Source organism: Chryseobacterium defluvii (genome assembly GCF_003634775.1).
In the GTDB taxonomy this organism is placed as follows: domain Bacteria; phylum Bacteroidota; class Bacteroidia; order Flavobacteriales; family Weeksellaceae; genus Chryseobacterium; species Chryseobacterium defluvii.
This window is the reverse complement of the sequence record NZ_RBXB01000002.1, coordinates 819,117-842,788: the sequence shown is the minus strand read 5'-3', so window position 1 is coordinate 842,788 and position 23,672 is coordinate 819,117. Positions and strand designations below refer to the sequence as shown.

Annotated in this window: 18 protein-coding genes and 1 pseudogene; 8 read left to right on the top strand and 11 right to left on the bottom strand. The window is 38.2% G+C overall.

Annotated features, from left to right (window positions below):
* Positions 1-77: 77 nt before the first annotated feature.
* The gene (locus BCF58_RS10600; protein WP_121461750.1) at positions 78-401 is read left to right on the top strand and encodes a translation initiation factor; all 324 of its coding nucleotides are present in this window, start codon (positions 78-80) and stop codon (positions 399-401) included.
* Here BCF58_RS10600 and BCF58_RS10595 read toward each other — a convergent pair whose 3' ends face one another.
* The 3 genes from BCF58_RS10595 to BCF58_RS10585 all read right to left on the bottom strand — a co-directional run bounded on the left by BCF58_RS10595 (position 402) and on the right by BCF58_RS10585 (position 5,098).
* The gene (locus tag BCF58_RS10595) at positions 402-1,301 is read right to left on the bottom strand and encodes a leucine-rich repeat domain-containing protein (RefSeq protein WP_121461749.1); all 900 of its coding nucleotides are present in this window, start codon (positions 1,299-1,301) and stop codon (positions 402-404) included.
* A gap of 60 nt (positions 1,302-1,361) precedes the next feature.
* A complete protein-coding gene (locus BCF58_RS10590) occupies positions 1,362-3,005 on the bottom strand; it encodes an alkaline phosphatase PhoX (protein ID WP_228434781.1) in 1,644 nt (547 codons plus the stop codon).
* A gap of 257 nt (positions 3,006-3,262) precedes the next feature.
* Positions 3,263-5,098, bottom strand: coding sequence for a cytochrome-c peroxidase (locus BCF58_RS10585; protein WP_121461748.1), 1,836 nt, complete (start codon positions 5,096-5,098; stop codon positions 3,263-3,265).
* A gap of 167 nt (positions 5,099-5,265) precedes the next feature.
* Between BCF58_RS10585 and BCF58_RS10580 the strand changes: the two genes are divergently transcribed.
* Both BCF58_RS10580 and BCF58_RS10575 read left to right on the top strand, forming a co-directional pair.
* A complete protein-coding gene (locus tag BCF58_RS10580; protein WP_121461747.1) occupies positions 5,266-5,721 on the top strand; it encodes a hypothetical protein in 456 nt (151 codons plus the stop codon).
* An 11-nt stretch (positions 5,722-5,732) separates the two neighbouring features.
* Complete coding sequence (locus BCF58_RS10575; protein ID WP_121461746.1) at positions 5,733-6,587, top strand: nucleoside phosphorylase; 855 nt, start codon at positions 5,733-5,735, stop codon at positions 6,585-6,587.
* Between the two features lie 40 nt (positions 6,588-6,627).
* Here BCF58_RS10575 and BCF58_RS10570 read toward each other — a convergent pair whose 3' ends face one another.
* Positions 6,628-7,182, bottom strand: coding sequence for a DNA-3-methyladenine glycosylase I (locus tag BCF58_RS10570; RefSeq protein WP_121461745.1), 555 nt, complete (start codon positions 7,180-7,182; stop codon positions 6,628-6,630).
* 134 nt (positions 7,183-7,316) lie between these two features.
* On the opposite strand from BCF58_RS10570, the gene BCF58_RS10565 reads away from it, so the two are divergent.
* Complete coding sequence (locus BCF58_RS10565) at positions 7,317-7,616, top strand: hypothetical protein (protein WP_121461744.1); 300 nt, start codon at positions 7,317-7,319, stop codon at positions 7,614-7,616.
* Between the two features lie 121 nt (positions 7,617-7,737).
* The gene (locus tag BCF58_RS10560; RefSeq protein WP_121461743.1) at positions 7,738-8,550 is read left to right on the top strand and encodes an enoyl-ACP reductase FabI; all 813 of its coding nucleotides are present in this window, start codon (positions 7,738-7,740) and stop codon (positions 8,548-8,550) included.
* Between the two features lie 84 nt (positions 8,551-8,634).
* On the opposite strand, the gene BCF58_RS10555 is transcribed toward BCF58_RS10560, so the two are convergent.
* The 7 genes from BCF58_RS10555 to BCF58_RS10525 form a co-directional block, all read right to left on the bottom strand.
* The gene (locus BCF58_RS10555; RefSeq protein WP_121461742.1) at positions 8,635-10,122 is read right to left on the bottom strand and encodes a glycoside hydrolase family 30 protein; all 1,488 of its coding nucleotides are present in this window, start codon (positions 10,120-10,122) and stop codon (positions 8,635-8,637) included.
* Positions 10,123-10,162: 40 nt separating this feature from the next.
* A complete protein-coding gene (locus tag BCF58_RS10550; RefSeq protein ID WP_121461741.1) occupies positions 10,163-10,972 on the bottom strand; it encodes a glycoside hydrolase family 16 protein in 810 nt (269 codons plus the stop codon).
* A 120-nt stretch (positions 10,973-11,092) separates the two neighbouring features.
* Positions 11,093-13,312 (bottom strand): glycoside hydrolase family 3 N-terminal domain-containing protein, encoded by a 2,220-nt coding sequence (locus tag BCF58_RS10545; protein ID WP_121461740.1) that lies wholly within the window; start codon positions 13,310-13,312, stop codon positions 11,093-11,095.
* Positions 13,313-13,323: 11 nt separating this feature from the next.
* The gene (locus BCF58_RS10540; RefSeq protein ID WP_121461739.1) at positions 13,324-14,787 is read right to left on the bottom strand and encodes a glycoside hydrolase family 30 protein; all 1,464 of its coding nucleotides are present in this window, start codon (positions 14,785-14,787) and stop codon (positions 13,324-13,326) included.
* A 20-nt stretch (positions 14,788-14,807) separates the two neighbouring features.
* Positions 14,808-15,662 carry a hypothetical protein gene (locus tag BCF58_RS10535; RefSeq protein ID WP_121461738.1) on the bottom strand — a complete coding sequence of 285 codons (855 nt, stop codon included), beginning with the start codon at positions 15,660-15,662 and terminating at the stop codon, positions 14,808-14,810.
* 18 nt (positions 15,663-15,680) lie between these two features.
* Positions 15,681-17,201, bottom strand: coding sequence for a RagB/SusD family nutrient uptake outer membrane protein (locus BCF58_RS10530; RefSeq protein WP_121461737.1), 1,521 nt, complete (start codon positions 17,199-17,201; stop codon positions 15,681-15,683).
* A 10-nt stretch (positions 17,202-17,211) separates the two neighbouring features.
* Positions 17,212-20,127, bottom strand: coding sequence for a SusC/RagA family TonB-linked outer membrane protein (locus BCF58_RS10525; protein WP_121461736.1), 2,916 nt, complete (start codon positions 20,125-20,127; stop codon positions 17,212-17,214).
* A gap of 177 nt (positions 20,128-20,304) precedes the next feature.
* Here BCF58_RS10525 and BCF58_RS10520 point away from each other — a divergent pair.
* The 3 genes and pseudogenes from BCF58_RS10520 to BCF58_RS10510 all read left to right on the top strand — a co-directional run.
* Positions 20,305-21,303, top strand: a pseudogene (locus BCF58_RS10520) (MFS transporter); the annotation flags it as partial.
* A 211-nt stretch (positions 21,304-21,514) separates the two neighbouring features.
* Entirely contained in the window at positions 21,515-22,306 is a 792-nt protein-coding gene (locus tag BCF58_RS10515) for an NUDIX hydrolase (protein WP_121462045.1), read from the top strand.
* Positions 22,307-22,422: 116 nt separating this feature from the next.
* A complete protein-coding gene (locus BCF58_RS10510) occupies positions 22,423-23,601 on the top strand; it encodes an acyl-CoA dehydrogenase family protein (protein ID WP_121461734.1) in 1,179 nt (392 codons plus the stop codon).
* The last annotated feature ends 71 nt before the right edge of the window (positions 23,602-23,672 follow it).

Sequence of the window (23,672 nt, the reverse complement as noted above, 5' to 3'; positions counted from 1 at the left end):
TAATTTCACCTAGGCATTCATTGCCTATAAAAATATTAAATCTTGCACCTTATTCATTATATTTTTAATTTTGTTCCATGGATTTACGAGATCAACTTAAAAACCTTTTTCCTGATCATGAAGAACAGGATTTTGAAATGCCTCAAGAAGAATTCAAACAGAAAGAGCCTTTGGTATGCAAGTTTGAAAAGAAAGGGAGGAATGGTAAGCCCGTGACCCTAATTGAAGGCTGGGAAGGCAGTGAAGAAGGTCTTAAAAATATTTCCAAAAAGATCAAAACCACTTTAGGAATCGGGGGTTCTGAAAAAGATGGTGTGATCATCATTCAAGGGGATAACCGTGACAAAATCATGGAAATCCTTAAAGATATGGGCTATAAAACGAAAAGAGTCGGCGGATAATCAGAAGTAGATCTGGGTATCCGGCAGTAAGGCTTTCAGCTGGTCTATTTTATTTTTTTCGATAGGATTTCCCGTAAGGATAAGTGTTTTCAGGTTTTTCAGCTCTTTAAATTCCATTGGAAGATCCATTATTTTATTGTTACCCAGATTTAAACTGACGATATTCTTTAATCCTTTTATTTTAGGTGAAATCTGCCTGATATTATTCTGACTTACATTTAAAAACTCAAGGTTTTTTGCACAGAACAGCTGATCGGGTAAACTGATGATGGCATTCTGCTGCAGTTCAAGGTATTTTAATTTTTCAGGAAGATCTATGTTTCCCAAATCATTGATCTGGTTGGCTGAAAGGTTTAAAAATTTCAGGTTTTTAATTTTCCTTAGATCTTCATCAATGAAACTGATCTGATTACCCTGCAAATTGATTTCCACTAAAGTTGGAATCTGAAGTAAAGCTTCGGGAAAAACATTCAGATTATTGGCATCAAGCTGAATAACTTCCAGGTTTTGAAGTTGGGCAATATTAGGATTTATGGACGTTAAACTGTTCAGACTCATTGAAAAAGTCTTGAGTTTTTTTAATGCTCCAATTTCGTCAGGGATATATTTAATGCTGTTTTGGTTTACATTCAATATTTCAAGTTCTTTCAAATCAAAAATCTCCTGATCCATTTTTTCCAACCTGTTTCCCATAATATTCAGAAAGAACAAGGAATTCAGGTTTCTGATGCCGGGAGGAATATTAAAAAGCGCTTTGTCTCTAAAGCTTATGCTATATACCGTTTCTTTACTTTTCAAAGCATCATCAATATTGGTATAGGTAGGGTATTTTACAGGATCAATCTGAGCCGTAACCTGAGAAAGAGAAAAAAAGGAAATAAAAACAAACAGTTTTTTCATAGATAGAGAAAGCTGCCGGCAAATAGAATCATTACCGACAGCTAGAGAAATTATTAATAGTTATTTTTTAAGAACTTTCACCATCTTCTGGAATCCACCTTCCGCTTCGATATTTACAACTAAAATATGGGAAGCTTCAAGTTGAGAAGTAAAATCAAGATCCAAGGAAGTATGCGAACCTGTAAATTTGTTGCTGTAAACAATTTTACCATCCATACTGTAAGCCGTTACTGAAATGTTTTTCAAAGCTTTCGGAGCATTGATCTTTACCATTCCTGAGGTTGGATTAGGAGATACGGTAACGCTATTTTCAACATGCTGATCAATAGTTCCCAAAGATCCTGTTGTTCCCAGGTTTTCTTTAAGAGCCACAACGATTGTAGCAGATTTTCCTCTGTAATCAACAGTATTTCCTGTAGCATCAATATCTGTAGAGATGGTAGCATCCGGATGCTGAATAGAGAAGAATCCGAATTTATGATCCGGTGTAAAAGTAAGTCCTGTTGGCTCGGATCCGGCAGGCATAGATGCAAAAAGTCTTACTTTAGGATTGGCCGGCGTATGATCCGGAGCAACTACCCAAATATAGTTTTTCCCTCCATCCTGAAGTACCCAAAGATTCCCGAGTTCATCAAAAGTAAGATTATCATTACCATCTCCCCAAGCTTCAGATTTCATTCCCTGTGCAGTATTGAAAGAATAGCTTGTAGTAAGGCCGCCTACAAAAGTTTCCACCTGAGAAGCCGTAGCTCCGTCATCCTGTAATCTGTATACTTTGTTCAACCCTTTGGCCGTGAAGTAAATTTTCCCGTCTACCGGGCTGATTTCCACATCTTCTACTCCACTGAAACTAGTTCCGCCCAATGTATGTGCCTGAGAAGCCACATTATTCTGGTCCGCCTTTATTTTATTCGGAACCTGAACCCAAACGGCAGTTGTTACTACAGGATCTCCGTTACTTAGTCCCTGGTCAAGCTTCAGAACGTATAAGTTTCCGGAAGAAAGATTATTGGGTGTGTCCATGACATATTTATACACCTTATTTGTTCCTCCGTCTTCTCCGAAATAGGCTACCGTTCCCGCATTATTCACCACTACATTTTCGTGGTTCATAACCCCCATTTGCCATAATTTTCCTTTGGTACCATCTGTATTAAGGGAACTTACCTGAGCCGTTGCGGGGTTGATCTCTACCAGCCATCCGTAATCTTTATATCCGTCACCATTAACGTCATTAGAAGTAGTTTGCTCTTCTGCCGTAACGATAGTTCCCCAAGGCGTAATTCCCCCTGAACAGTTTCTGATTGTTTGTACTAAGCTTGGATCTGAAAAGCTTACTGCCCGGGATTTAGTTAATTGCCAAAGTTTAGTGGCCGTATTAAAATTAATTTCAGCCATGGTGACCCCTCCGGGATTGGTTTCGTGGTTTACCGAAAGATATCCGTTGGTACTGCTTCCTGTAATGGGAACATATCCTGTAAAGTCATTCAATCCTCCTACAAATCCGCCTCCTTGTGTATAGCTGTCTCCTTCTTTTAAAATAAGCTGATACTTATGTTCCGTAGGAATGATCAGTTTATTGGTTTGTGCTGTAGGGACAATGGATGTAAAACAGCTGATGTGAGTTCCTGTACAGGTCTGTGCTTTCACAACAGAACCCGTTACTAGTGCAAGTGCTGCAACTGCTAGTAATTTTTTCTTCATAGTAATTCGATTTATTAGACAATGCAAAACTATTTTTTAATCATGAACCCGCTATTAATAGTATTTTAAATAAGCATCCTCGAATATTAATAAATCCGGAACTCAATGTTAAGGGAATTAATTAATTGTTAAGAGAGTTATGAGTTATGGGTTATGAATTAGTATTTGAGAGTTGAGAGCTGGAAGTGGATAAATTGATTTAAAATTTTGAAGATACACTTGGCTAACACATAACCCATAACTCATAACTCATAACTTTATCTGTTTTTCGTTTTACTGATATCCGTGAGGGTGTTCAGGAAAGCAATGATCTGTTGAATTTCAGGTTTTGTGAGATTCAGCTTGTCAGGAGGAAGGGTCTGATTTTTCATTTTCAAACCTAATCCTTCTCCACCCCCTTCATTATAAAAATCCAGCACTTCTTCGAGTGTATTAAAAGTTCCGTTGTGAAAATAAGGTCGGGTAAGGGCAATATTTCTTACGGTCATGGTTTTAAAAGAATTCTCATAAATCCATGAATTCTCTTTTTTTACAAGGCTATTGATTCTTCCCTTGTCCGTATCCAATTCAATTGGCATTTGGCTGACCGGTTTTTGGGTTACTCCCAATACTTCGGATTCATTTTCGTTATAAAAAGGAGGAACCAATCCTGAAAAATGAGGGGCGAAATGACAGGTTGCACAATTGGCTTTTCCCATGAATAAATTATATCCTTTCTTGGCATCTTCCGAGATTTCCTTTTCATTTCTCATGAAACGGTCGAAATCACTCTCAAATGAGTATAATGAGGCTACGTAGGAGCTTAACGCTTTAGAGAAATTTTGCTTATTGATTTTTCCATCTTTGAACGCGGTCTGAAAGGCTTTTTTATATTCCGGTTTTGCCTTTAGCTTTTTGATGATGCTTTCGTAGCTTGTATTAAATTCCTGTTCATTATAAATAACATGTTCAGCCTGTTGTTCCAGATAAAATGCACGCATATCATAGAAAAATCTTTTGGCAAAAACGGCATTGTATAAAGACGGGGAATTTCTCAGTACAGTCTGCCCTTCCACATTGCTTTGAGATTTACTTTTCAGGTCGGTGAATGCATTTTCGGGCAAATGGCAGCTTGCACAGCTCATTTTCCCGTTATCGCTTACATTCTGGTCATAAAAAATCTTTTTCCCGAGGTCTCTTAATTGGGCATTATCTTCTGATGGTTTTAATAAGGTATAGAAATATGGATCCAGGAAATCACTGCTAAAGAAATTCTTACTGCTTACATTCCAGCCCGAAAATTCTTTCAGGTCATCTGTTCTTCCATCCCATTTCCCAAACTCTTCATACAAAGGCTGTATATATTTTTTGTAAAATTCAATACGGTCAAAAGTTTCAAAATCTTTATGCTTTGAAAGATAATCAATGCTTTCCGACAATACTGTATCGGCTTTACGAACATCATAATTTTTAAAATACGGATCATCATTCATGTATTTCTTTATTCCTGAAAGCGCATGAGCGGCTTCTTCAGAGATATTCAGTGAACCCGGAGTATCGAAACCAGTTACTCCCAACGTATAAATTCTGATGAGCTCCAGCCGTAATGGTAATGTTTTATTATTTCCCTTGCTTAATCCGTTTTTTGTGGCACTCAGATAGAATTTAGCATAATTATTATACAAAAAGCTTGTAATATCCTTTATTTTTTCTTTTTCATGGGCTGCTTCTTCGGAAAAAACCAATTCATCCAGAACCTGCAATCCTTCCGGAGGTAGCGTATAAGCCATTGTTCCCGCTGCTTCAATATGGAATAAAGGCGCTGCGTTAAGATGTGTTTTGGCAAATTCAGGATAGTGATAAGCAATATAGAATTCAATCTCCTTATAAGAATTTCTCGTATTGCTTAATGATTGCTGCAGTTCTTCAAGAGATATTTTGTCATCCGCAAATAAGTAAACGTCGGATTTTAGCTGTTCAAGTCTGTTTTTAAAATCGCTTAAGCCTCTGTTGATTACAGTATTTTCGTTTTCGACACCTTTATATTCAGTGTTGAAAGACATACTGGCAAAACCAATAAATAAGGCCATAATAAGCAATGGATAAGATCTCATGAATTTTTATGTGCAAAACTATCACCTCAATACGACATCAACATTACTTCAATTTTAAATATTGATTAAATAATTGTTTATATTCTTCTTAATGGTTTTTTTACTAATTTTACCCTCCCCTAAAATAGTAGGGAGCTGAAATTTCACAACCAAAAACAAAATATCCTATGAAAACAAAATTATTGTTTGCGTTGATTGCCAGTCTTTTTTCTTTGGCATTATTTTCTCAAAAAGACCAGGAAATGGCAGTTTATGCAGAGAAAAAAGGCAATGATTATTACTTGGTACGCCTTGTAAAAGACCAGCAGGTACCCAGAGTATATGTATATTCCAACGGGGTAACCAAGCCTTATAAAAAATATACCGAATTAAAAGACATCGTAATGGATTTTCCGGGCATGTTGGAAGCCAACAATTCCACTAAGGAAGAACTAGTTTCCGTTTTAAAGAAAGAAGATCATTTTTACGAAATTACTTCCCAGAGAAAGGACCCTAAAAATCTGGAAAAAACTACTATTACCGTGTATGAGGTTTATCAGGGACAAAAAAGAATTGTTGAAGAATACGGTTCCCTGTTAGAACTGATGTATACTCCATATAAAGAAGCTATTTTCATTAATTAAAAACTTATCAAATGCTAAATAAACTTGCAGCTTCAGAATTAGTTCTGAATGAAGACGGAAGCGTTTACCACTTAAACCTGTTGCCAGAAGATATTGCAGACAAAATTATCCTTGTAGGTGATCCGGACAGGGTACCCAAAGTATCTAAATACTTTGATAAAGTAGAAATACAAAAGAACAAAAGGGAGTTTTATACCCACACCGGAACTTTGCGTGGCGAAAGGATTTCCGTGATGTCTACGGGGATTGGTACGGAAAACATTGATATCGTAATGAATGAGCTGGATGCTCTGGTCAATATTGATCTTAAACTGAAGGAGTTTAAAACAGAGCACAAAGCGCTGCAGCTCTTTCGAATGGGTACCTGTGGAAGTGTAAATCCGGAAGTACAGGTTGATAATATGTTGGTTACACAGAATGTAGTGGGAGTAGACGGTTTAATGCATTTCTATCAGGATTATCACTTTGAAAATGAGTTTTCAAGAAACTTTTTAGAAAAATTCCCTTATGAAAAGATAAAGCCTATGCTTTATTTTGCTGACTGGGCAGAAGATATTGCCGACCTTTATAAAGACGCCAAATATCACGGAAATACAGCTACTTTCCCGGGATTCTACGCCCCGCAGGGAAGGCAGCTTCGTTTAAAAGCCGTTGATGACAAGTTCCTTGAAACCCTGAATGATCTTGGAGTGACCAATTTTGAAATGGAAACTTCCGCGATTTATGCTCTTTCTAAATTATTGGGTCATAAAGCAATCACAGTAAATAATGTAATTGCCAACAGAAGACGTGGAGAATTCTCTGCAGACCATCATGCTTCGGAAAAGAATCTTATTGAATGGGTGCTGGACAGAATTATTCGATAACAAAAAAATAAAAGGATCTCCATGTTGAGGTCCTTTTTAATCACCGGGTTATGCAATTCTCCACATGGTCATTCACCATTCCGGTTGCCTGCATATGCGCATACACTACGGTTGAACCCATAAACTTGAATCCTCTTTTTTTAAGGTCTTTTGCTATTGCATCCGAAATTTCCGTGGTTGCAGGAACATCTTTTAAGGTTTTGGGCTTGTTGTCGATGGGTTTTCCATCAACAAAGCCCCAAATGTATTTAGAGAAACTTCCGAACTCCTTCTGGATTTCCTGAAATTTTTGTGCATTGGTAATGGTAGCGAGAATTTTCAGTCTGTTTCTAATAATTCCTGAATCCTGCATAAGCTCTTCGACCTTTTTATCAGAATATCCGGCAATCTTTTTATAATTAAAGTGATCAAAAGATTTTCTGAAGTTTTCTCTTTTGGAAAGAATGGTATACCAGCTCAGTCCTGCCTGAAAGCTTTCAAGTATTAAGAACTCAAAGATCTTGTCATCGTCATATACAGGCTTACCCCATTCTTCATCATGGTAATTTCTGTACAGATCATCTTTTTCACACCAGCCGCAACGTATTTTCTCCATGGCTAACTATTTTAATAACAAATATAATCCTGATTTAGAAAAGTATAACAAAAGATTATGAAAAGTTTAACAATACATGCTGTTTTTAGGAATGGTTATTGTTTACTACCATATAACACTAAAATATTAATATTATGGACAATGCAGATTACAACAAAGCGGAAAACACAGTAAATAATACGGAAAACTCTTTACAAAATGCTGCAGACAAAGCGAAATGGAAAATTAATGAACTGGCAGATAAAGCCAGGGACTACATTAATGAAAAAAGAGCCAATGATGAGGAAGCTAACCAGGAAGACTGGCTGGACAGAGTAAAAGCCAATGTCTCGGAAACCTGGGAAGATATTAAAGATAAGGCGAATGATGCCTGGGAGAAAACCAAAGATGCTGCAGAAGATGTGAAAGCGGAATGGAATAAGAAAACGAACTAAAGAAATTCAGTCATATAAATATTTTCAATAAAAACGGAGTCTTTTTATAAAGGCTCCGTTTTTTATGATGCGGTAAACACAAATTATTGCTACATTTGTATTCAATAAACATTAAAAAATTATGTCATACGGTTTACTTAAAGGCAAAAAGGGAATTATTTTTGGAGCCCTTAATGAACAATCTATTGCATGGAAAGTTGCTGAGAGATGCCATGAAGAAGGAGCTGAATTTATCTTGTCCAACGCTCCTATTGCTATGAGAATGGGAGAACTGAATGCTTTAGCAGAAAAAACTGGCTCTGAAGTAATAGGTGCAGATGCCACTTCTATCGAAGATCTTGAAAAACTTTTTGATGCGGCTATCGCAAAATATGGTAAAATCGATTTTATCCTTCACTCTATAGGAATGTCTGTGAATGTAAGAAAAGGAAAGCATTATACTGATATGAACTATGACTGGCTTGAGAAAGGATGGGATGTTTCTGCTGTTTCTTTTCATAAAGTAATGCGTGTGGCCTGGGAAAAAGACTGTGTGAACGAATGGGGAAGCATTCTTGCGCTTACTTATATTGCAGCACAGAGAACGTTCCCTGATTATAACGATATGGCAGATAATAAGGCTTATCTGGAAAGCATCACAAGATCTTTCGGAAACTACTGGGGAGAAAGAAAAGTACGTGTGAATACCATTTCGCAGTCTCCAACTCCAACAACTGCGGGAAGCGGTGTAAAAGGTTTCGGCGGTTTCTTAGGGTATGCTGAAGATATGTCCCCACTGGGAAATGCTACAGCTCTTGACTGTGCGAACTATTGCGTAAGCATGTTCTCTGACCTTACAAGAAAAGTAACGATGCAGAACCTATTCCATGATGGTGGTTTCAGCAATACGGGAGTTACCCAGAAAGTTATTGACAAATACGATGTAAAGGAATAATTGAAGAATTATTTTATATGATAAAGCAAATCGGCGGCCTCTTCGAGGCCGCCGATTTTAATAATAATAGTGTTAATATGAAGCTTACAAAATTACAGTCTGTATAGAGTGTGCCGGTGCGGAAAGCTTGGCAGACATTCCCTCAATCCAGAGATTGGTTTCCATGTCATTATCGGATTCATTCATAATTACGGTGACCAGCTGTCCGTTTTCATTGATGAATGAAGTAGCAATCAAAGCAGCCCTGTTTGATGAAGTTCCGATTCTTTGGGCATTCGGCCTGATATATTTTGAAACATGCCCTACGTAATAATATTCGTAGGTGTAATGCACTTCTCCGGTTTTGGTATCGGCAATGATCGGAGCAAAACAAAAGTTTCCGACATGGTTAGGTCCTCCCGTTTCGTCCAAAAGCACGTTCCAATCTGTCCATAAAGCGGTTCCTTTATTAAAATCGTTGATCATATTTCTCCCGTAAAGCTCTCCTAAACTTACGTCATAAATTTTAGACATGTTGAACTGTTCTTTACAACCTTCGGTAAAGGCTAAAAATTTATCCGGAAAAGCTCTTTGAGTTTCAGAAAGGTTATCAAATAACTGGGTTTTGTTATTCCATGTTTCATACCAGTGGTAACCGATTCCTGAAGCATATTTGGAGGTTTCAGGATCACCTAAGGTAGTCGTTGCTCTCTGATAGATCAGGTCTCTGTTATGATCCCAGATCATTACTTTTTTATCTTTATAGCCATTTTTCCAAAGGGTTGGTCCTAAATTATTTTTAAGGAACTCTCCTTCTTCCTCCGCCGTGTAAATACAGGATTCCCAGGTTTGTGTTGCCATAGGCTCATTCTGAACCGTCAATCCCCAGACATTGATTCCTCTTTTCTCGTATTCTTTGATAAATTTAATATAATAATCGGCCCAGGTCTGATAGAATTGATTTTCAAGCCTGCCTCCTTTCAGCATATTTTTGTTGGACTTCATCCATGCGGGTGGACTCCAGGGAGAAAAATAGAATGTGAACTGATTTCCGATTGCTTTTTGAGCTTCCTTGATCATCGGAATTTTATACTTTTCATCATGCCCTACATGGAAAGACTTCAGAGAAGTATCATTTTCCGCGACATATGTATATGAATCACTGGAGAAGTCGCAGGAATTCATATTGGTGCGGACAACTGTATATCCCAAACCATTTTTCCCATAATAGGCTTCAATGATTTCTTTCTGTTTGTTTTTCGGTAATTTATAAAAGGTTTCGGCAGAAGCATCTGTAATGGCTCCCCCGATTCCGATCAGTTTCTGATATTTAAAATCCGGATCTACAAAAATACAGGCATCCGTTTCTTTAGGCTGACTGAATTTTTCAAATTTTACCGTTCCTTTGTCAGCCATTTTTTCATTGGCTTTGGAATGGGTCAGAATAACTTTACCCGTTGTTTTACCGGAATTTTTTTTCCAATAATCCTGTGCATTTACCTGCAGAACACTCCCTACAACCAAACAACCCGTTATAAGTTTTTTACAAACTATATATTCATTCCCAAGGTGCCTGTGAATCTTTGATTTCATATTTCTTTTCTGTTTTTTGAGCTAAATGCCCTCTCTTCATTTATTTATTTTGATATACCCTCACATAGTCTATGTAATATTTCTGCGGAAAAATAGTGTCGTCAATACCTTCTTTTCCTCCCCAGAATCCACCAACCGCTAAATTTAAAATGATATAATACGGTCGGTCGAAAGGCCATGCTTCATCTGTTTTTTCTTTATTGATATAGGTGAAATATTTTTTATCATCCACATACACATTAATTTTTTCAGGTGTCCAGTCTGCTTTATATACATGGAATTTTTCGCTTGCATCATTTACCAGAATCGTATCTGTTTTCTGCGTTCCCTGAATATGATTATATTTCTTTGTATGAACTGAAGCATGGATGTACCCCTGATTATAGCCTACATGTTCCATGATATCCAATTCACCGTCATCCGGCCATTGTTTCATGTTTTCACTCATCATCCATATTGCAGGCCAGCTTCCACGTCCTTTAGGAAGCTTTGCCCTTACTTCAACAGTTCCGTATTGAAATGAAAATTTACCTTTGGTTAAAAGTCTTGCGGAAGTATATTTGCTTTGCTTCCAATTTTCTTTACGGGCTTCAATGATGAGATTTCCGTTTTCCATTCTTGCATTTTCCAACCGGTCTTTGGTATAAAATTGAGCTTCTTCATTTCCGAAACCATGTCCGCCAACGTCATAATTCCATTTGGAAGAATCCGGTAATCCTTTTTTATTGAATTCATCGCTCCATATCAGTTTCCTGTCAGAATCCGGCTTATTAGAAGCACAATTCATGACAGAAAAAGCGAAGGTTCCACCCAGGATTAAATGAAAAATATATTGAATTTTAATCTTCATTGATTGATGTTTAAGTTTTGGCTAAAGCCTTATTAACACTTTTTATTTGATGCGGGCTAAAGCCCGCTCCTATTGATTAAATGAAACTTGACACACTATTACCTCATCTCATTTCATTTCTTATTTCACCCAATTAATTCTTTTTGTCTGAACATCCTGAGAATTGGGTCCTACCATAATATCGAACTCACCACTTTCCCAGTCATAATGTAAGGCATCATCGTAGAATTTCAAATTGTCAGGGGTAAGCCTGAAGGTTATCGTTTTACTTTCTCCTTTTTTAATGAATATTTTTTGGAAGCTTTTCAACTCTTTTACCGGTCTTACTACTTTTCCGAATAAATCCCTGATATAAAGCTGCACCACTTCTTCCCCATCATAATTTCCGGTATTGGAAACATTCACGCTGATGTTTAAAGCCTGATTGCCCTTCAAATTGGTTGAACTTAATTTTAAATCCGAATAGTTGAATTGAGTATAGCTTAATCCGTAACCAAACGGAAATTTAGGATCGTTATCCAAGTCTATATAGGCGGAAACATAGTTTCTGTCCGTATTGTTTTTGGCAGGTCTTCCTGTATTGTAATGGTTGTAATAAACAGGTATTTGCCCTTCTGTTCTGGGGAAACTCATGGGTAATTTTCCCCCGGGATTTACCGTTCCGAAAAGAACATCAGCAATAGAATTTCCTGCCTCGGTTCCTAACCACCACGTGTATAGAATGGCTGGGATATTGTCTGCAGCCCAATCGAAAACAAGAGGTCTTCCTGCATTGATCATTAAAACAACAGGTTTTCCGGTTTTGGCAATTTCTTTCAATAATTCTTCCTGAACTCCTGAAAAATGAATATTGCTTCTGCTCTTTGCTTCGCCACTCATAGCATGGCCTTCTCCCAACGTCATAATAACTACATCTGCTTTTTTTGCGGTTTCCACTGCTTCGGCAAACATCGATTTATCCTGATCATCTACATTACAGCCTTTCGCATATAATAAGGTTGAATTTTTATCCAGCTGATTTTTGATCCCGTCGAACTGGGTAACAATTCTTTGATTATCATCTTTGAAAGCAATAGACCAGAAACCATGATTGGCAGTCGTTTCTTTTCCAAAAGGACCAATCAGTGCAACGGTTTTCGCAGATTTTGAAAGTGGAAGAATATGGTTCTGATTTTTCAATAAAACAATACTTTTTGAACCGAATTCTCTTCCGAATTTTCTGTTTTCCTGATTATTGGTCTGTTCTTTCTGTCTTTTCTCATTACTGAACCTGAACGGATCATCAAATAAACCCATTTCAAATTTCTTGGTTAAAATTCTTCTTGCCGCATCATCAATGAATTTTACCTCTACTTTTCCTTCCTGAACTAGTTTGGGAAGCTCCGCCATGTAAGCGCGGCTTTCCATATCCATGTCACTTCCTGCTAAAATAGCTCTTTCAGCAGCTTCCTTATTATCTTTCGCATATCCGTGAGGAACCATTTCCCCGATACTTCCCCAGTCTGAAACTACAAAACCTTTATAGTTCCATTTGTCTTTTAACAAATCTCTGAGTATGTACTGATTGGCTGTTGCAGGGATTCCATTAATGTCATTGAAAGAATTCATGAAAGTGGCAACACCCGCTTCTGCAGCTGCTTTAAATGGAGGTAAATAGGTTTCATTCAATTGTCGTAAGCTCATGTCGACAGAGTTATAATCTCTTCCGCCAACTGCAGCTCCATAGGCAGCAAAATGTTTTGCACAGGCCATAATGGCGTCAAGATTTCCCAATCCTTTTCCCTGAAAGCCTCTAATTCTTGCCAATGCAATCTGCGTTCCCAGATAGGTATCTTCCCCAGAACCTTCCATTACCCTTCCCCATCTCGGATCTCTTGCTACATCCACCATTGGTGCAAAGGTCCAGTGGATTCCGTAAGCGGAAGCTTCTGTGGCGGCAATCCTTTCGGATTTTTCAATTAAGCCCAAATCCCAGCTTGCAGCCTGTCCGAGATTGACAGGAAATGTTGTTCTGAATCCATGAATAACATCCTGCCCGAACAGCAAAGGAATTTTAAGTCTGGATTGCATTGCCAATTTCTGAAAAGCCTTTGTTTCTTCTACTCCGGTTACATTAAGCATAGAACCCACTTTTCCTTTTTTTATTTCTTCTAAAACTGTTGCAGAGTTGGAGTTCTGAGGGCCTGTTGCATATTCAAAACCGCTGTATTGAACCAATTGCCCTATTTTTTCCTCCAGGGTCATTTTAGATAAAAGTTCGGACACCCGTTGATCAATTGTCTTTTGGGAAAATACACTTGCTGAGGATAGTGACAGAATGATGAAGAAAAGCTTTTTCATTATATTTTCATTTAAAAAATGTATGTTGCAGCCGATTTTGCTGTAATTGTGGCTGACGCAGTATTTCCATCAAATTTAATATTAAATGTTTGAGAGGAGCTTCCCGAGTTCTGAACAATAAGAACTTTTTTATTGGCCGGAGTTATAAACGCTACTGATGAAAGGTTATTCACCTGCGTGGAAGCAATTCTTTTAGAGCCTGCAGGAACGAACTTCGAAGCCTGTGCAATGATATAATATGCTACATTTTTATCATATCCTGTACTACCTGTTACTGTGATTGCTCCTTTGCATTGGGTACATCCACCCGGAGTATGAGGTCCAAAAGAGGTATCATTGGCAACATTCCATTCAAGGGCGGTTTTGCTCCAGTTTCTCATCGAACCGATGATCACATTTTTCATATGCCAATCCAAATCTCCTGAGAAGTCTCCGGTAGAACTTGTCCATTGCTCTGTAAAATAGACGTTTTTATTAGGGAACAGATTGTGTACATTTCCTAAAGTTGAAATATCTCCGGCATACAAATGAAAAGCAGAACCATCCACAAAAGGATTAGCAACGGCATCATTAAGAATGCTTAAAGGATAAGTAGGATTATCGCAATTATGATCGTAAACAATAATTTTTGTATTAAGATTAGCCGCCTGGAAAGCAGGTCCTAAATGGCTTTTAACAAATGTTGCCTGATCAGCAGCAGTCATATACATACTTGGGTTATTACCGGGATGTAAAGGCTCGTTTTGAGGGGTAATCGCATCAATAGTAATTCCCTGTGCTTTCATTTGCTGGATATATTTTACAAAATACTGTGCATACACCCCATAATACTCAGGTTTAAGGCTTCCTCCTACACTGTTACCGTTATCTTTCATCCAAACCGGTGCAGACCAGGGTGTTGCCAGGATTTTAATATTGGGATTGATCATCAGAATGTCTTTTAACATCTGAATTAAAGCCTGATCTTTTGTTAGACTGAATTGAGCAAGTGCGGTATCTGTTTGTCCGGCCGGTACATCATCATAGGAAAAAACCTGGCTGTTTAGATCTGATGCTCCGATACTTATTCTCAGATAACTGACTCCAATTCCGGAGCTGCCGAAAAGGTCATTGAGCAATTCTTGCTTTTTAGCTGCGGAAAGCTGGTTGATGACTTCCACACTGCCTCCGGTAAGGGTATATCCGAAACCGTCAACCGTCTGGAACACTTGTGATGCATCCACTTCTATATTCTGTCCTGCACCGGAACCTTTGGTAAAAAAGATATTGCCTTGCTGCTGAAGCTTTACAGACTGGTCTCCTTTCGTTAACCAAACCTGAACGGGATCACCTGTAGCATTCCCGCCCCCGTTTCCCGGATTCTCATTATTGGAAGAATCGGCTGTCGTGCTGCTGCAGTTTAAAAAAGAAAGAAGTGCTACACCGCAAAGTGCAGCACCTCTAATAAAGAAACTATATGAATTTTTTGATCTCATAGGAAGTGATTATAATTAATCTATTGCATTCTTCGGAACTCAACTTTATCAATGCTTAGTCCGTTGACCGTTTTTCCGCCACATTTAATGACAAGATATACGGTTCCTGTTGTGGTAGCAGTATAAACACCGCCGTTTTTACCCGCATCGCAACCCACTGAGGATACTTTTCCTTTAAAGGCAGATGTCCCACAACCCGCCCAGGTATTGATATTTCTGTAGACAGCACCTCCCATATCCTGACCTGACGCCGGAACACTGTTTAAAACATATACTTCAAACCATGTATCTACCAAAGCCGTATCCGAAGAAGCCACCATATCAATGGAATACTTTTTACCTGCTTCAACGTTCACTGCCTGGTAAATAGCCTGCTGACTGCCACCATTGGCAACAATTGTTGCCTTTCCGTTAGCAAAAATCCATTCGGCACCGGATGGACTGATGATATGCTTGGTCCATTTAGCAATCTCAGCCGGGGTATCGAATCTTCCCCCCTGAATCATATTTCCGGAAACGGGGTCCGAAGTAGGAACAACAATACTCTGGCTTGATGTTCCTGCTACAACGCCTCCTATTCCGATAGCCTGATGCTGGATCACATACGTACCTGCATCCGGTAGGAAAAGTTTCTCCTCTTCTTTACCGATGTTGAATCCATCATCGTCTATATTCCATTTTGAAGTAATATAGTTGTTGAAATTTCTTTTTAAGGTATATCTGTTCTCGGCAGTTTTTGTCGCTGTGAAAGAAGCATCTACGGAACTTTGAGTAATTCCGTTTCCGTCACCGTCTACCGTGTCAGGGGAACAGCTCGCCATGAAAAAAATAGCTGCGCTAAATAAAAGTCTTTTATGAATAGATCTTGTTATCATTATTTCAAAAATTAAAGATTAATACCCAGGGTTTTGATGAAGAGCTGTTCCGGTCATTTCAGTCAGAGGAATTGGCAATACTTCATTTTTATTTGCTTTAAAACCTCTTGCAGCTAAAACGGTTGGTGCATCGCCCCATCTTACCAGGTCAAACCAACGGTGTCCTTCTCCTATCAATTCTCTTCTTCTTTCATCTTTAATAGCCTGTAAAGAAACCGGAACTGATGCCAATCCTACTCTTGCTCTTACTGCATCCAGCAAAGCCTGTGCTCTTGCTCCTGTTCCGTTAAGCGCTTCCGCTTCCAATAAATAGGTGTCTGCCAGTCTGATCAGAATATAGTTCTGACGGTAGTTCAATTCTGCAGCTCCCGGTAAAGTGGTTACTTCATCTTTTGTAGGTAAATATTTATTTAAGAAATATCCTGAATCCATATAAGCCGCAGAATAATCAATTTTACCGGCTTGCTTTAAAGCTTTTGCATTAAAAATAGAGGCATCAAGACGCGGATCTCCCTGCATAAAATTGAATAAGTTATCCGTAACCGGATTGAAAGCCCATCCTGAAACCAAATCCGGAGCCGTAGCATCATTACGCGTATAGGAACGAAGCGAGGTCATAATGCAGATAGAATTTCCTTCATCATTTCCCTGTCCCCAAAAGCTCCAGTCTGAATTCCCTAGATTGGTATGATTGACTTCAATGATAGACTCTGTTGTAAACTTATTATCCGTTACCCATAAACTGGCAAAATTGCTCACAAGCTTATACCCGTATTGGCTGGTTCCACCCGGAGTTCCATTTACATCTGCCAATTGTGCGGCAGCTTCTGCTTTTTTATTATTGTATAAATAGATTTTCCCTAATAGCGCTTTTGCAGCCCCTTGTGATAAACGTCCTTTCTGATCAGCAGGAACCACCATTGGTAAGTCCGGAATGGCGCTTAACAGGTCTGCTTCTATTTGGGTATATACTGCAGCCTTATCTGCCTGCGGAACATTGTACAAATCATCTGAAGCGGTGAAAGGCTGCAGGATAAGAGGAATATTTCCAAACATTCTCACCAAATCAAAATAATATAACGCTCTTAATGTTTTCGCTTCCGCAATGAATCTGTTTTTCGTAGCATTATTCATATCCGCCAAAGGAACTTTCTGAATAAGCACATTGGTTCTGGAAATTCCCTGGTAATAATCTCGCCAGTAGCTTGCAGGAATTATAGTAGGGTTTATCGTATAATTAGAAAGCCCTTGAATTCCAGCCCCGTCGGTTGAACTTCCTCCTCCTGCATAGAAATCATCAGACCCTGCATTAAAGAATGTGACCATATTTTCAAATCCTCCCGCATATTTTCTCATGACATCATAAGCTCCCACCAGGGCGTAGAAGCATTCCTGTTCATTTCTGAAAAAGTTCTCGGTAGAAAATGCGCCTAAATATTCCACATCTTCAATATGATCATTAGTACAAGCTGTATTGGTGAATGCAACGCCCATTAAAAGGGATGCTGCTATGCTGATTTTATATAATGTATTCTTCATTGTAATAGTATTAGAAAGTGATATTGGCACCGAAAATAAATGTTCTTGCCTGTGGATAGAAAGCCCTGTCTATACCGAAACTGTCTCCGGCTGCAATTTCAGGATCATACCCTGTATATTTTGTAAATGTTACAAGATTTTCAGCAGTTACATAAAAACGGACTTTACTTACTCCAAAGCTTTCAGTAGCGTTTTGCGGAAGTGTATATCCTACCTGTATAAGTTTTAATCTTAAGTAATCTCCTTTCTGTAAATAATAATCGGACATTCTGGAATAGTTCTTGTTGGTGTCATCTCTTGTCAAGCGAGGATATTCATTCGTAGACCCTTCTCCTGTCCAACGGTTCAGTATTCTTGTCTGATAATTGGCATCCAGCATATCTAATCTTCTCAACCCCTGGAATACTTTGTTTCCTGCCACTCCCTGAGCGAATATCATTAAATCCCAGTTTTTATAATTTACATTCGCCGTTAAACCAAAAGTATATTTTGGAATAGAACTTCCAAGATTCACTTTATCAAGGTCTGTGATAACTCCATCGCCATTGGTATCTGACCAAATAAAATCTCCAGGTTTAGCATCGGGAAGAATCATCTGACCCTGAGCATTTACATAAGAATTGATCTGTGCCTGATTTTGGAATACCCCTAAATATTTGAATCCATAGAAAGAATTATACGGTTGCCCGATCTGTATTCTCTGAACCGGCCCCATAGATTGGAAGCCTGGCCCGTCAAGATATTCTCTGCCTCTTTCCAGACTTGTTACTTCATTTTCTAAGTAAGAGAAGTTCCCATTGATGGAAAATCCGAAGTCTGTCCAGTTCTTTTTATAACCTAATTCTACTTCAACCCCTCTGTTTTCCATATCTCCGATATTGGCAGTCGGTGCATTGGTAACTCCTACATATCCCGGAAGGAAAATTTCTCTGAGGATATCAGATGTTTTCTTTTTATACCAGTCAACAGTAAGGGTAAAGTTTTTGAATAATTTTAAATCTGCCGCAATATTCAACTGCGAAGTGGTTTCCCATTTCAGATCCGGGTTTTCCAACGTGTTGGGAATGTATCCCGGTAAAAGAACCTCATTTCCTTGCGCATCAATAAATGTATAATTAGCTCCGGAAACATAGAAGCTTGCAAATTTGAAATCTCCAATACCGTCATTTCCTAAAATTCCGTATCCTCCTCTTAATTTCAAGCTGTTAACAATATTATTCTGCGGCCAGAAGCTTTCGTTACTTACATTCCAACCTAAAGAGAACGCAGGGAATGTTCCCCAGTGATTGTTGGCTCCAAATTTTGATGAACCGTCATATCTTAACGTTCCGGTGAATAAGTATCTGTTGTCATAATCATAAATTACCCTTCCGAAATAAGAAGCTTTATGCGTATTTACATAATCCCATGCATTTGTATTTCTTTTGTTGGGTGGTACATAAAAGTTGAAAGAAGCATCCTGCCAATTATTAACGGGTAAATCGGTATGGGTAACGGTTTGTCCGAATCCGATATTATATTCGTAATATCCGTTTCCTAATAGCACATTCAAATTATGCTTTCCGAATTTATTCTGATAGTTGATCGTATTTTCTAAACTCCACTCGAATTTTTCCTGTGTCGTTCTGCTTAAACTGTTTACACTAAGATTGGTATAATTCGGGTTCAGATAGAAGAGCGGAGTAAAGTTTCTACTCCCCCAATAGGCTTTTTTGCCGTTGATGGAAGATTTGAAAGTCAAATGTTTTGAAATTTTAACTTCTCCGTAAACATTAGCTACAAAATCATCCGACCACCCGTTGTTTCCTAATTGTGTATTACGGAAGGCCAAGGGGTTGGACATCTCTTGGTTTACGTAATGTGAAATACCATAAGGATTTCCATTTTCATCCCTGAAGATATAGGGGTTGGAGTAATCATTAGGAAATGGTTGTGCACTCATATCCGTAACAACAGCCGGTGTTGTAGGGTCTAAATTCACAGCCGAACTTAAAGGTCCTCCAAATTCACCATTGGAATTAATTCCCTGAGATTTTGTATGAGTATAGGCAAATGTCTGTCCCACTGTTAACCAATCTGTTACTTTATGGGTAGAGTTCAGACGCCCGGTTAATCTTTTGTAATATGAAATATCGCTCATCACGATTCCGGTCTGGTCATAATAACCGAAAGATCCATAGAATGTTGATTTCTCATTTCCGCCGCTAATGCTCACTTCGTGGCTTGATCTTTCGGCATTGCTGAAAATGATATCCTGCCAGTCTGTTCCTGCCCCGAAACTAGCCGGATCATTATAACGAATCGGCTTTCCATCATTGGCAAAAGCTTCATTAATCACTGTAGCATATTGAGTGGCATCCAAAAGATCCAGCCTTCTTGAAGCACTTCCCACTCCGTAGAATCCGTTATAGGAAATATTCAGTCTTCCTTTTTTACCCTTTTTGGTAGTCACCAGGATTACTCCTCTTGCTGCAGATACTCCATAAATGGCTGAAGATGCACCATCCTTCAACACTTCCATGCTTTCAATATCAGATTGGTTCAGCCAACCGATACCATCCACTACAATACCATCCACCACCCATAGCGGATCATTACTTGATGAATAACTGGTAATACCTCTCACACGAATGGTAGCAGCTGAACCAGGTTGACCGGAATTGGTAATCACATTGACCCCGGCTGCTCTACCCTGCAGTACCTGCTCTGGTTTACCCGCCGGGATATTTTCAATATCACTGGCTTTAATACTTGCAATAGCTCCGGTTACATTACTCTTCTTCTGAGTTCCGTAACCAATCATTACCACCTCTTCTATTTTCTGCTCTTTAGGCAAGGTGTCATTGCTGGTGTTCTGGGCATTGAAATTCGCTGTAAAATAAAGCACAGCAACCATCCCCAAACTTCTGGATATTTTCACATTCATATACTGTTAGTTTTTTAATTCTCAAATTGAGACAATAAAAATATATTTTTTTTTAAATAATTAACATTATATTAATAAATATTTTAATTTTTCGTTTATTTTTGGGGCTTGAAAGCCCTAAAATAATTGTCATAATTCTGAAAAATTCATAAAATATCCATAAAATTAGTCCCCAAAATGACCACTAACCTCAATACAGTTTCCCTTCCGTTAAAACTTACATTTTTAATTTTTTCAATGGTGTTGAACTGTATGGGCATCGTAATTTTACAGCTTTCCGATGCAAAAATCACGTATGAAAAGTTGGGATTTTTAGAATCATTTAAAGATATTCCGATTGCTTTTATTTCCCTTTTCGCAGTCAACTTCATCAGTAAAATAGGAACCAAAACAGCTTTGATTATCTCATTGACTATCGTAGGTGTATGCTCAAGTATTTTGCCTTTTGTGGAAGTATTCTGGTTTTACAAATTATGGTTTGCCATTATAGGAGCCTGCTTCGCGATTGGAAAAATCTGTGTTTTCGGAATTATCCGGAATAATATCCTGGATGAGAAATCACTTGCCAAAACCATGAATAGTGTTGAGGCTTCATTTATGATCGGAATATTTGTAGTAAATACCGGATTCGGCTGGCTCATTTCAAGTAAGTATTCGGAATTCTGGAAATTCGGATTTCTTTCTATTTCGGTTCTTTCCTTGGTAACGATATGGCTTTTTTCAAGAATACAAATATCTGAGGCTCAAAAAACGGACACTAAAGGCCTTATGTCAGATTTATCGAGTATTTTCAATATTTCTGTAGTAGCTTTTCTAGCCGTAATTTTCTTTATTGTATTTATTGAGCAAAGCTTTAATTCATGGCTGCCGTCTTTCTATAAAAACCATTTGAAGGTCAATTCATTTTTTGCCCTTCAGGCTTCATCCTTTCTTGCCCTGTTTTCTTATGCAGGAAGAATGGCTACCGCTAACATTATTCAGCGGTTTTCTTTATCAAAATACTATATTGTTTGTTTAGGATTCATTGTATTTGTTTTGTGCCTTATTCTATTAATACAATATTTTGAATCTGATCATTCTAAGATTCTTTTATACTTATTTCCTGTCATTGGTCTTTTCTTATCCCCTCTTTATCCTGTTATTAATTCCAAAATGATTGCACAGATAGACAAAGAAAAAATCAACCTCTTTACCTCACTTATTGTTATCTTTTCTTCACTGGGAAGCTCCGTAAGTTCGATCATTATGGCATTACTATTTGGAAATCAGCTCTTAAACTATTACCCTTTGTATATTTTATTTTTTGTTGTAATACTTTTGGTAATAAGTTTAATTTATTTTAATCTTGCTAAGAAAAAAATTCGGAAATAATTTTATTTTTACTGTCATGAAAATCCAGGATCCAAAAAACAAAGAAACACTTCAGGAACTCATTGATACAAAAGACTTTGTAGCTCATGTATCTGTTGACTGTACGATATTTGGTTTTCATAAAAATATTTTGAAAGTACTGCTTTTAAAATATCATGACCTTGATTTGTGGTCGCTTCCGGGTGGTTTTGTCTTTAATGATGAAGATCTCAGAGAAGCTGCTGAACGTGTTTTGTATGAAAGGACACATCTTAAGGATATTTTTTTGAAGCAGTTCCACACTTTCGGGAGAATAGACCGTACAGAAAATAATGTACACCAGATTTTGCTTCAGAATAAAGGAATTGAAGTACCGAAAGACCACTGGATATTTCAAAGGTTCATTACGGTGGGATATTGCAGCCTTATAGATTTTTCATTAGCGAATACTTTCCCGGATGCCTTCAATGAAACCTGTGAATGGTTTGAAGTGAGTAAGCTTCCAAACATGGCTTTCGATCACGACAGAATTATTGAAACCGGCCTTGAGTATCTTCGAATGAATATTAATACGGAAGTGGCTGCAAGTAATCTTCTGCCTGAAAAATTTACCATGAAAGATCTTCAGAGCCTCTACGAAACCATTTTGGGACAAAAATTCAGAAGAAATAATTTCCAGCGGAAAATACTAAGCCTGAATATTCTTGACAGGCTGGAGAAATTATATGACGGTTCCGCGAATAAAGCTCCTTATTTATATAAATTTAAAACAAAGGTCCACAACTCTAACGGACAGTACCCGATTTCCAACGAAGAGGAAGAAAATTAATCCCTTTTTGATCCGTTCAGTACTGAAACAGAGGAAGCTTACTGTAAAATCAGTTTCTCCAAAAAAAATTTTTCTAAACTCCTGAAAAGTCTTATTTTTAGGCAAATTAAAGAAACATGTCATATTACCCTCTCACAAGTATTCCGGATTATTATGGAATTGATGCCTTACTTACTGAAGAACATAAACTCATTCGCCAATCTATCAGAGACTGGGTGGAAAGTTTTGTAATGCCGCAGATAGATCATGCCGCACAACATCATACAGATTTACCCGGATTGATGAAAGAATTGGGGAAAATCGGAGCTCTTGGTCCTTATATTCCGGTGGAATACGGTGGTTCAGGCTTAGATCAGATTTCTTACGGTTTGATCATGCAGGAACTGGAAAGAGGAGATTCTGCAGTTCGTTCTGCCGCTTCCGTACAAAGCTCTTTAGTAATGTTCCCTATTAATGAATTCGGTTCTGAGGAACAAAAAAGAAAATATTTACCTAAGCTAGCCGCAGGAGAAATGATCGGTTCTTTCGGTTTAACGGAGCCTAATCATGGGTCTGATCCAAGTTCCATGGAAACCAATTTTAAAGATATGGGAGACCATTATCTTTTAAATGGCGCTAAAATGTGGATTACCAATTCGCCTTTATGCGACATCGCAGTAGTTTGGGCAAAGAATGAAGAAGGAAAAGTCCACGGATTGATCGTTGAAAGAGGAATGGAAGGCTTCACAACCCCTGAGACTCATAATAAATGGAGCTTAAGAGCTTCCAAAACGGGAGAACTGGTGTTCAATAATGTAAAAGTGCCTAAAGAAAATCTTCTTCCTAATGTAAGCGGATTGAAAGGTCCTTTGTCTTGTTTAAATTCAGCGAGATATGGTATTTCATGGGGAGTTATCGGTGCTGCCATCGATTGCTATTGCACCGCTGTTCAGTATTCTAAGGAAAGAAAACAGTTTGGGAAACCTATTGCTTCTTATCAGCTGCAACAAAAGAAACTGGCTGAATTCCTTACCGAGATCACTAAGGCACAGTTGCTTTGCTTACAGCTAGGAAACCTTAAAAATGACCATAAAGCTACCCCGGCTCAAATTTCAATGGCCAAAAGAAATAATGTGAAAATGGCGATCGATATTGCAAGAGAATCGAGACAAATCCTGGGTGGAATGGGAATCATGGGTGAATTCCCTATGATGAGGCATGCTGCCAACTTGGAATCTGTAATCACGTATGAAGGAACTCATGACGTTCATTTATTGATTACGGGATTGGATATTACAGGAATCAACGCTTTTTAAGCTATAAAAAATATATGGGAGCGAGTCCGGCCTTCGGCCGGACTCGCTGTTTTACTCACAATGCAGAGAAT

Bases quoted from the DNA above. Each gene is read 5' to 3' on its own strand.
- BCF58_RS10600 (WP_121461750.1), top strand. From the start codon at position 78: ATGGATTTACGAGATCAACTTAAAAACCTTTTTCCTGATCATGAAGAA.
- BCF58_RS10595 (WP_121461749.1), bottom strand. From the start codon at position 1,301: ATGAAAAAACTGTTTGTTTTTATTTCCTTTTTTTCTCTTTCTCAGGTT.
- BCF58_RS10590 (WP_228434781.1), bottom strand. From the start codon at position 3,005: ATGAAGAAAAAATTACTAGCAGTTGCAGCACTTGCACTAGTAACGGGT.
- BCF58_RS10585 (WP_121461748.1), bottom strand. From the start codon at position 5,098: ATGAGATCTTATCCATTGCTTATTATGGCCTTATTTATTGGTTTTGCC.
- BCF58_RS10580 (WP_121461747.1), top strand. From the start codon at position 5,266: ATGAAAACAAAATTATTGTTTGCGTTGATTGCCAGTCTTTTTTCTTTG.
- BCF58_RS10575 (WP_121461746.1), top strand. From the start codon at position 5,733: ATGCTAAATAAACTTGCAGCTTCAGAATTAGTTCTGAATGAAGACGGA.
- BCF58_RS10570 (WP_121461745.1), bottom strand. From the start codon at position 7,182: ATGGAGAAAATACGTTGCGGCTGGTGTGAAAAAGATGATCTGTACAGA.
- BCF58_RS10565 (WP_121461744.1), top strand. From the start codon at position 7,317: ATGGACAATGCAGATTACAACAAAGCGGAAAACACAGTAAATAATACG.
- BCF58_RS10560 (WP_121461743.1), top strand. From the start codon at position 7,738: ATGTCATACGGTTTACTTAAAGGCAAAAAGGGAATTATTTTTGGAGCC.
- BCF58_RS10555 (WP_121461742.1), bottom strand. From the start codon at position 10,122: ATGAAATCAAAGATTCACAGGCACCTTGGGAATGAATATATAGTTTGT.
- BCF58_RS10550 (WP_121461741.1), bottom strand. From the start codon at position 10,972: ATGAAGATTAAAATTCAATATATTTTTCATTTAATCCTGGGTGGAACC.
- BCF58_RS10545 (WP_121461740.1), bottom strand. From the start codon at position 13,312: ATGAAAAAGCTTTTCTTCATCATTCTGTCACTATCCTCAGCAAGTGTA.
- BCF58_RS10540 (WP_121461739.1), bottom strand. From the start codon at position 14,787: ATGAGATCAAAAAATTCATATAGTTTCTTTATTAGAGGTGCTGCACTT.
- BCF58_RS10535 (WP_121461738.1), bottom strand. From the start codon at position 15,662: ATGATAACAAGATCTATTCATAAAAGACTTTTATTTAGCGCAGCTATT.
- BCF58_RS10530 (WP_121461737.1), bottom strand. From the start codon at position 17,201: ATGAAGAATACATTATATAAAATCAGCATAGCAGCATCCCTTTTAATG.
- BCF58_RS10525 (WP_121461736.1), bottom strand. From the start codon at position 20,127: ATGAATGTGAAAATATCCAGAAGTTTGGGGATGGTTGCTGTGCTTTAT.
- BCF58_RS10515 (WP_121462045.1), top strand. From the start codon at position 21,515: ATGAAAATCCAGGATCCAAAAAACAAAGAAACACTTCAGGAACTCATT.
- BCF58_RS10510 (WP_121461734.1), top strand. From the start codon at position 22,423: ATGTCATATTACCCTCTCACAAGTATTCCGGATTATTATGGAATTGAT.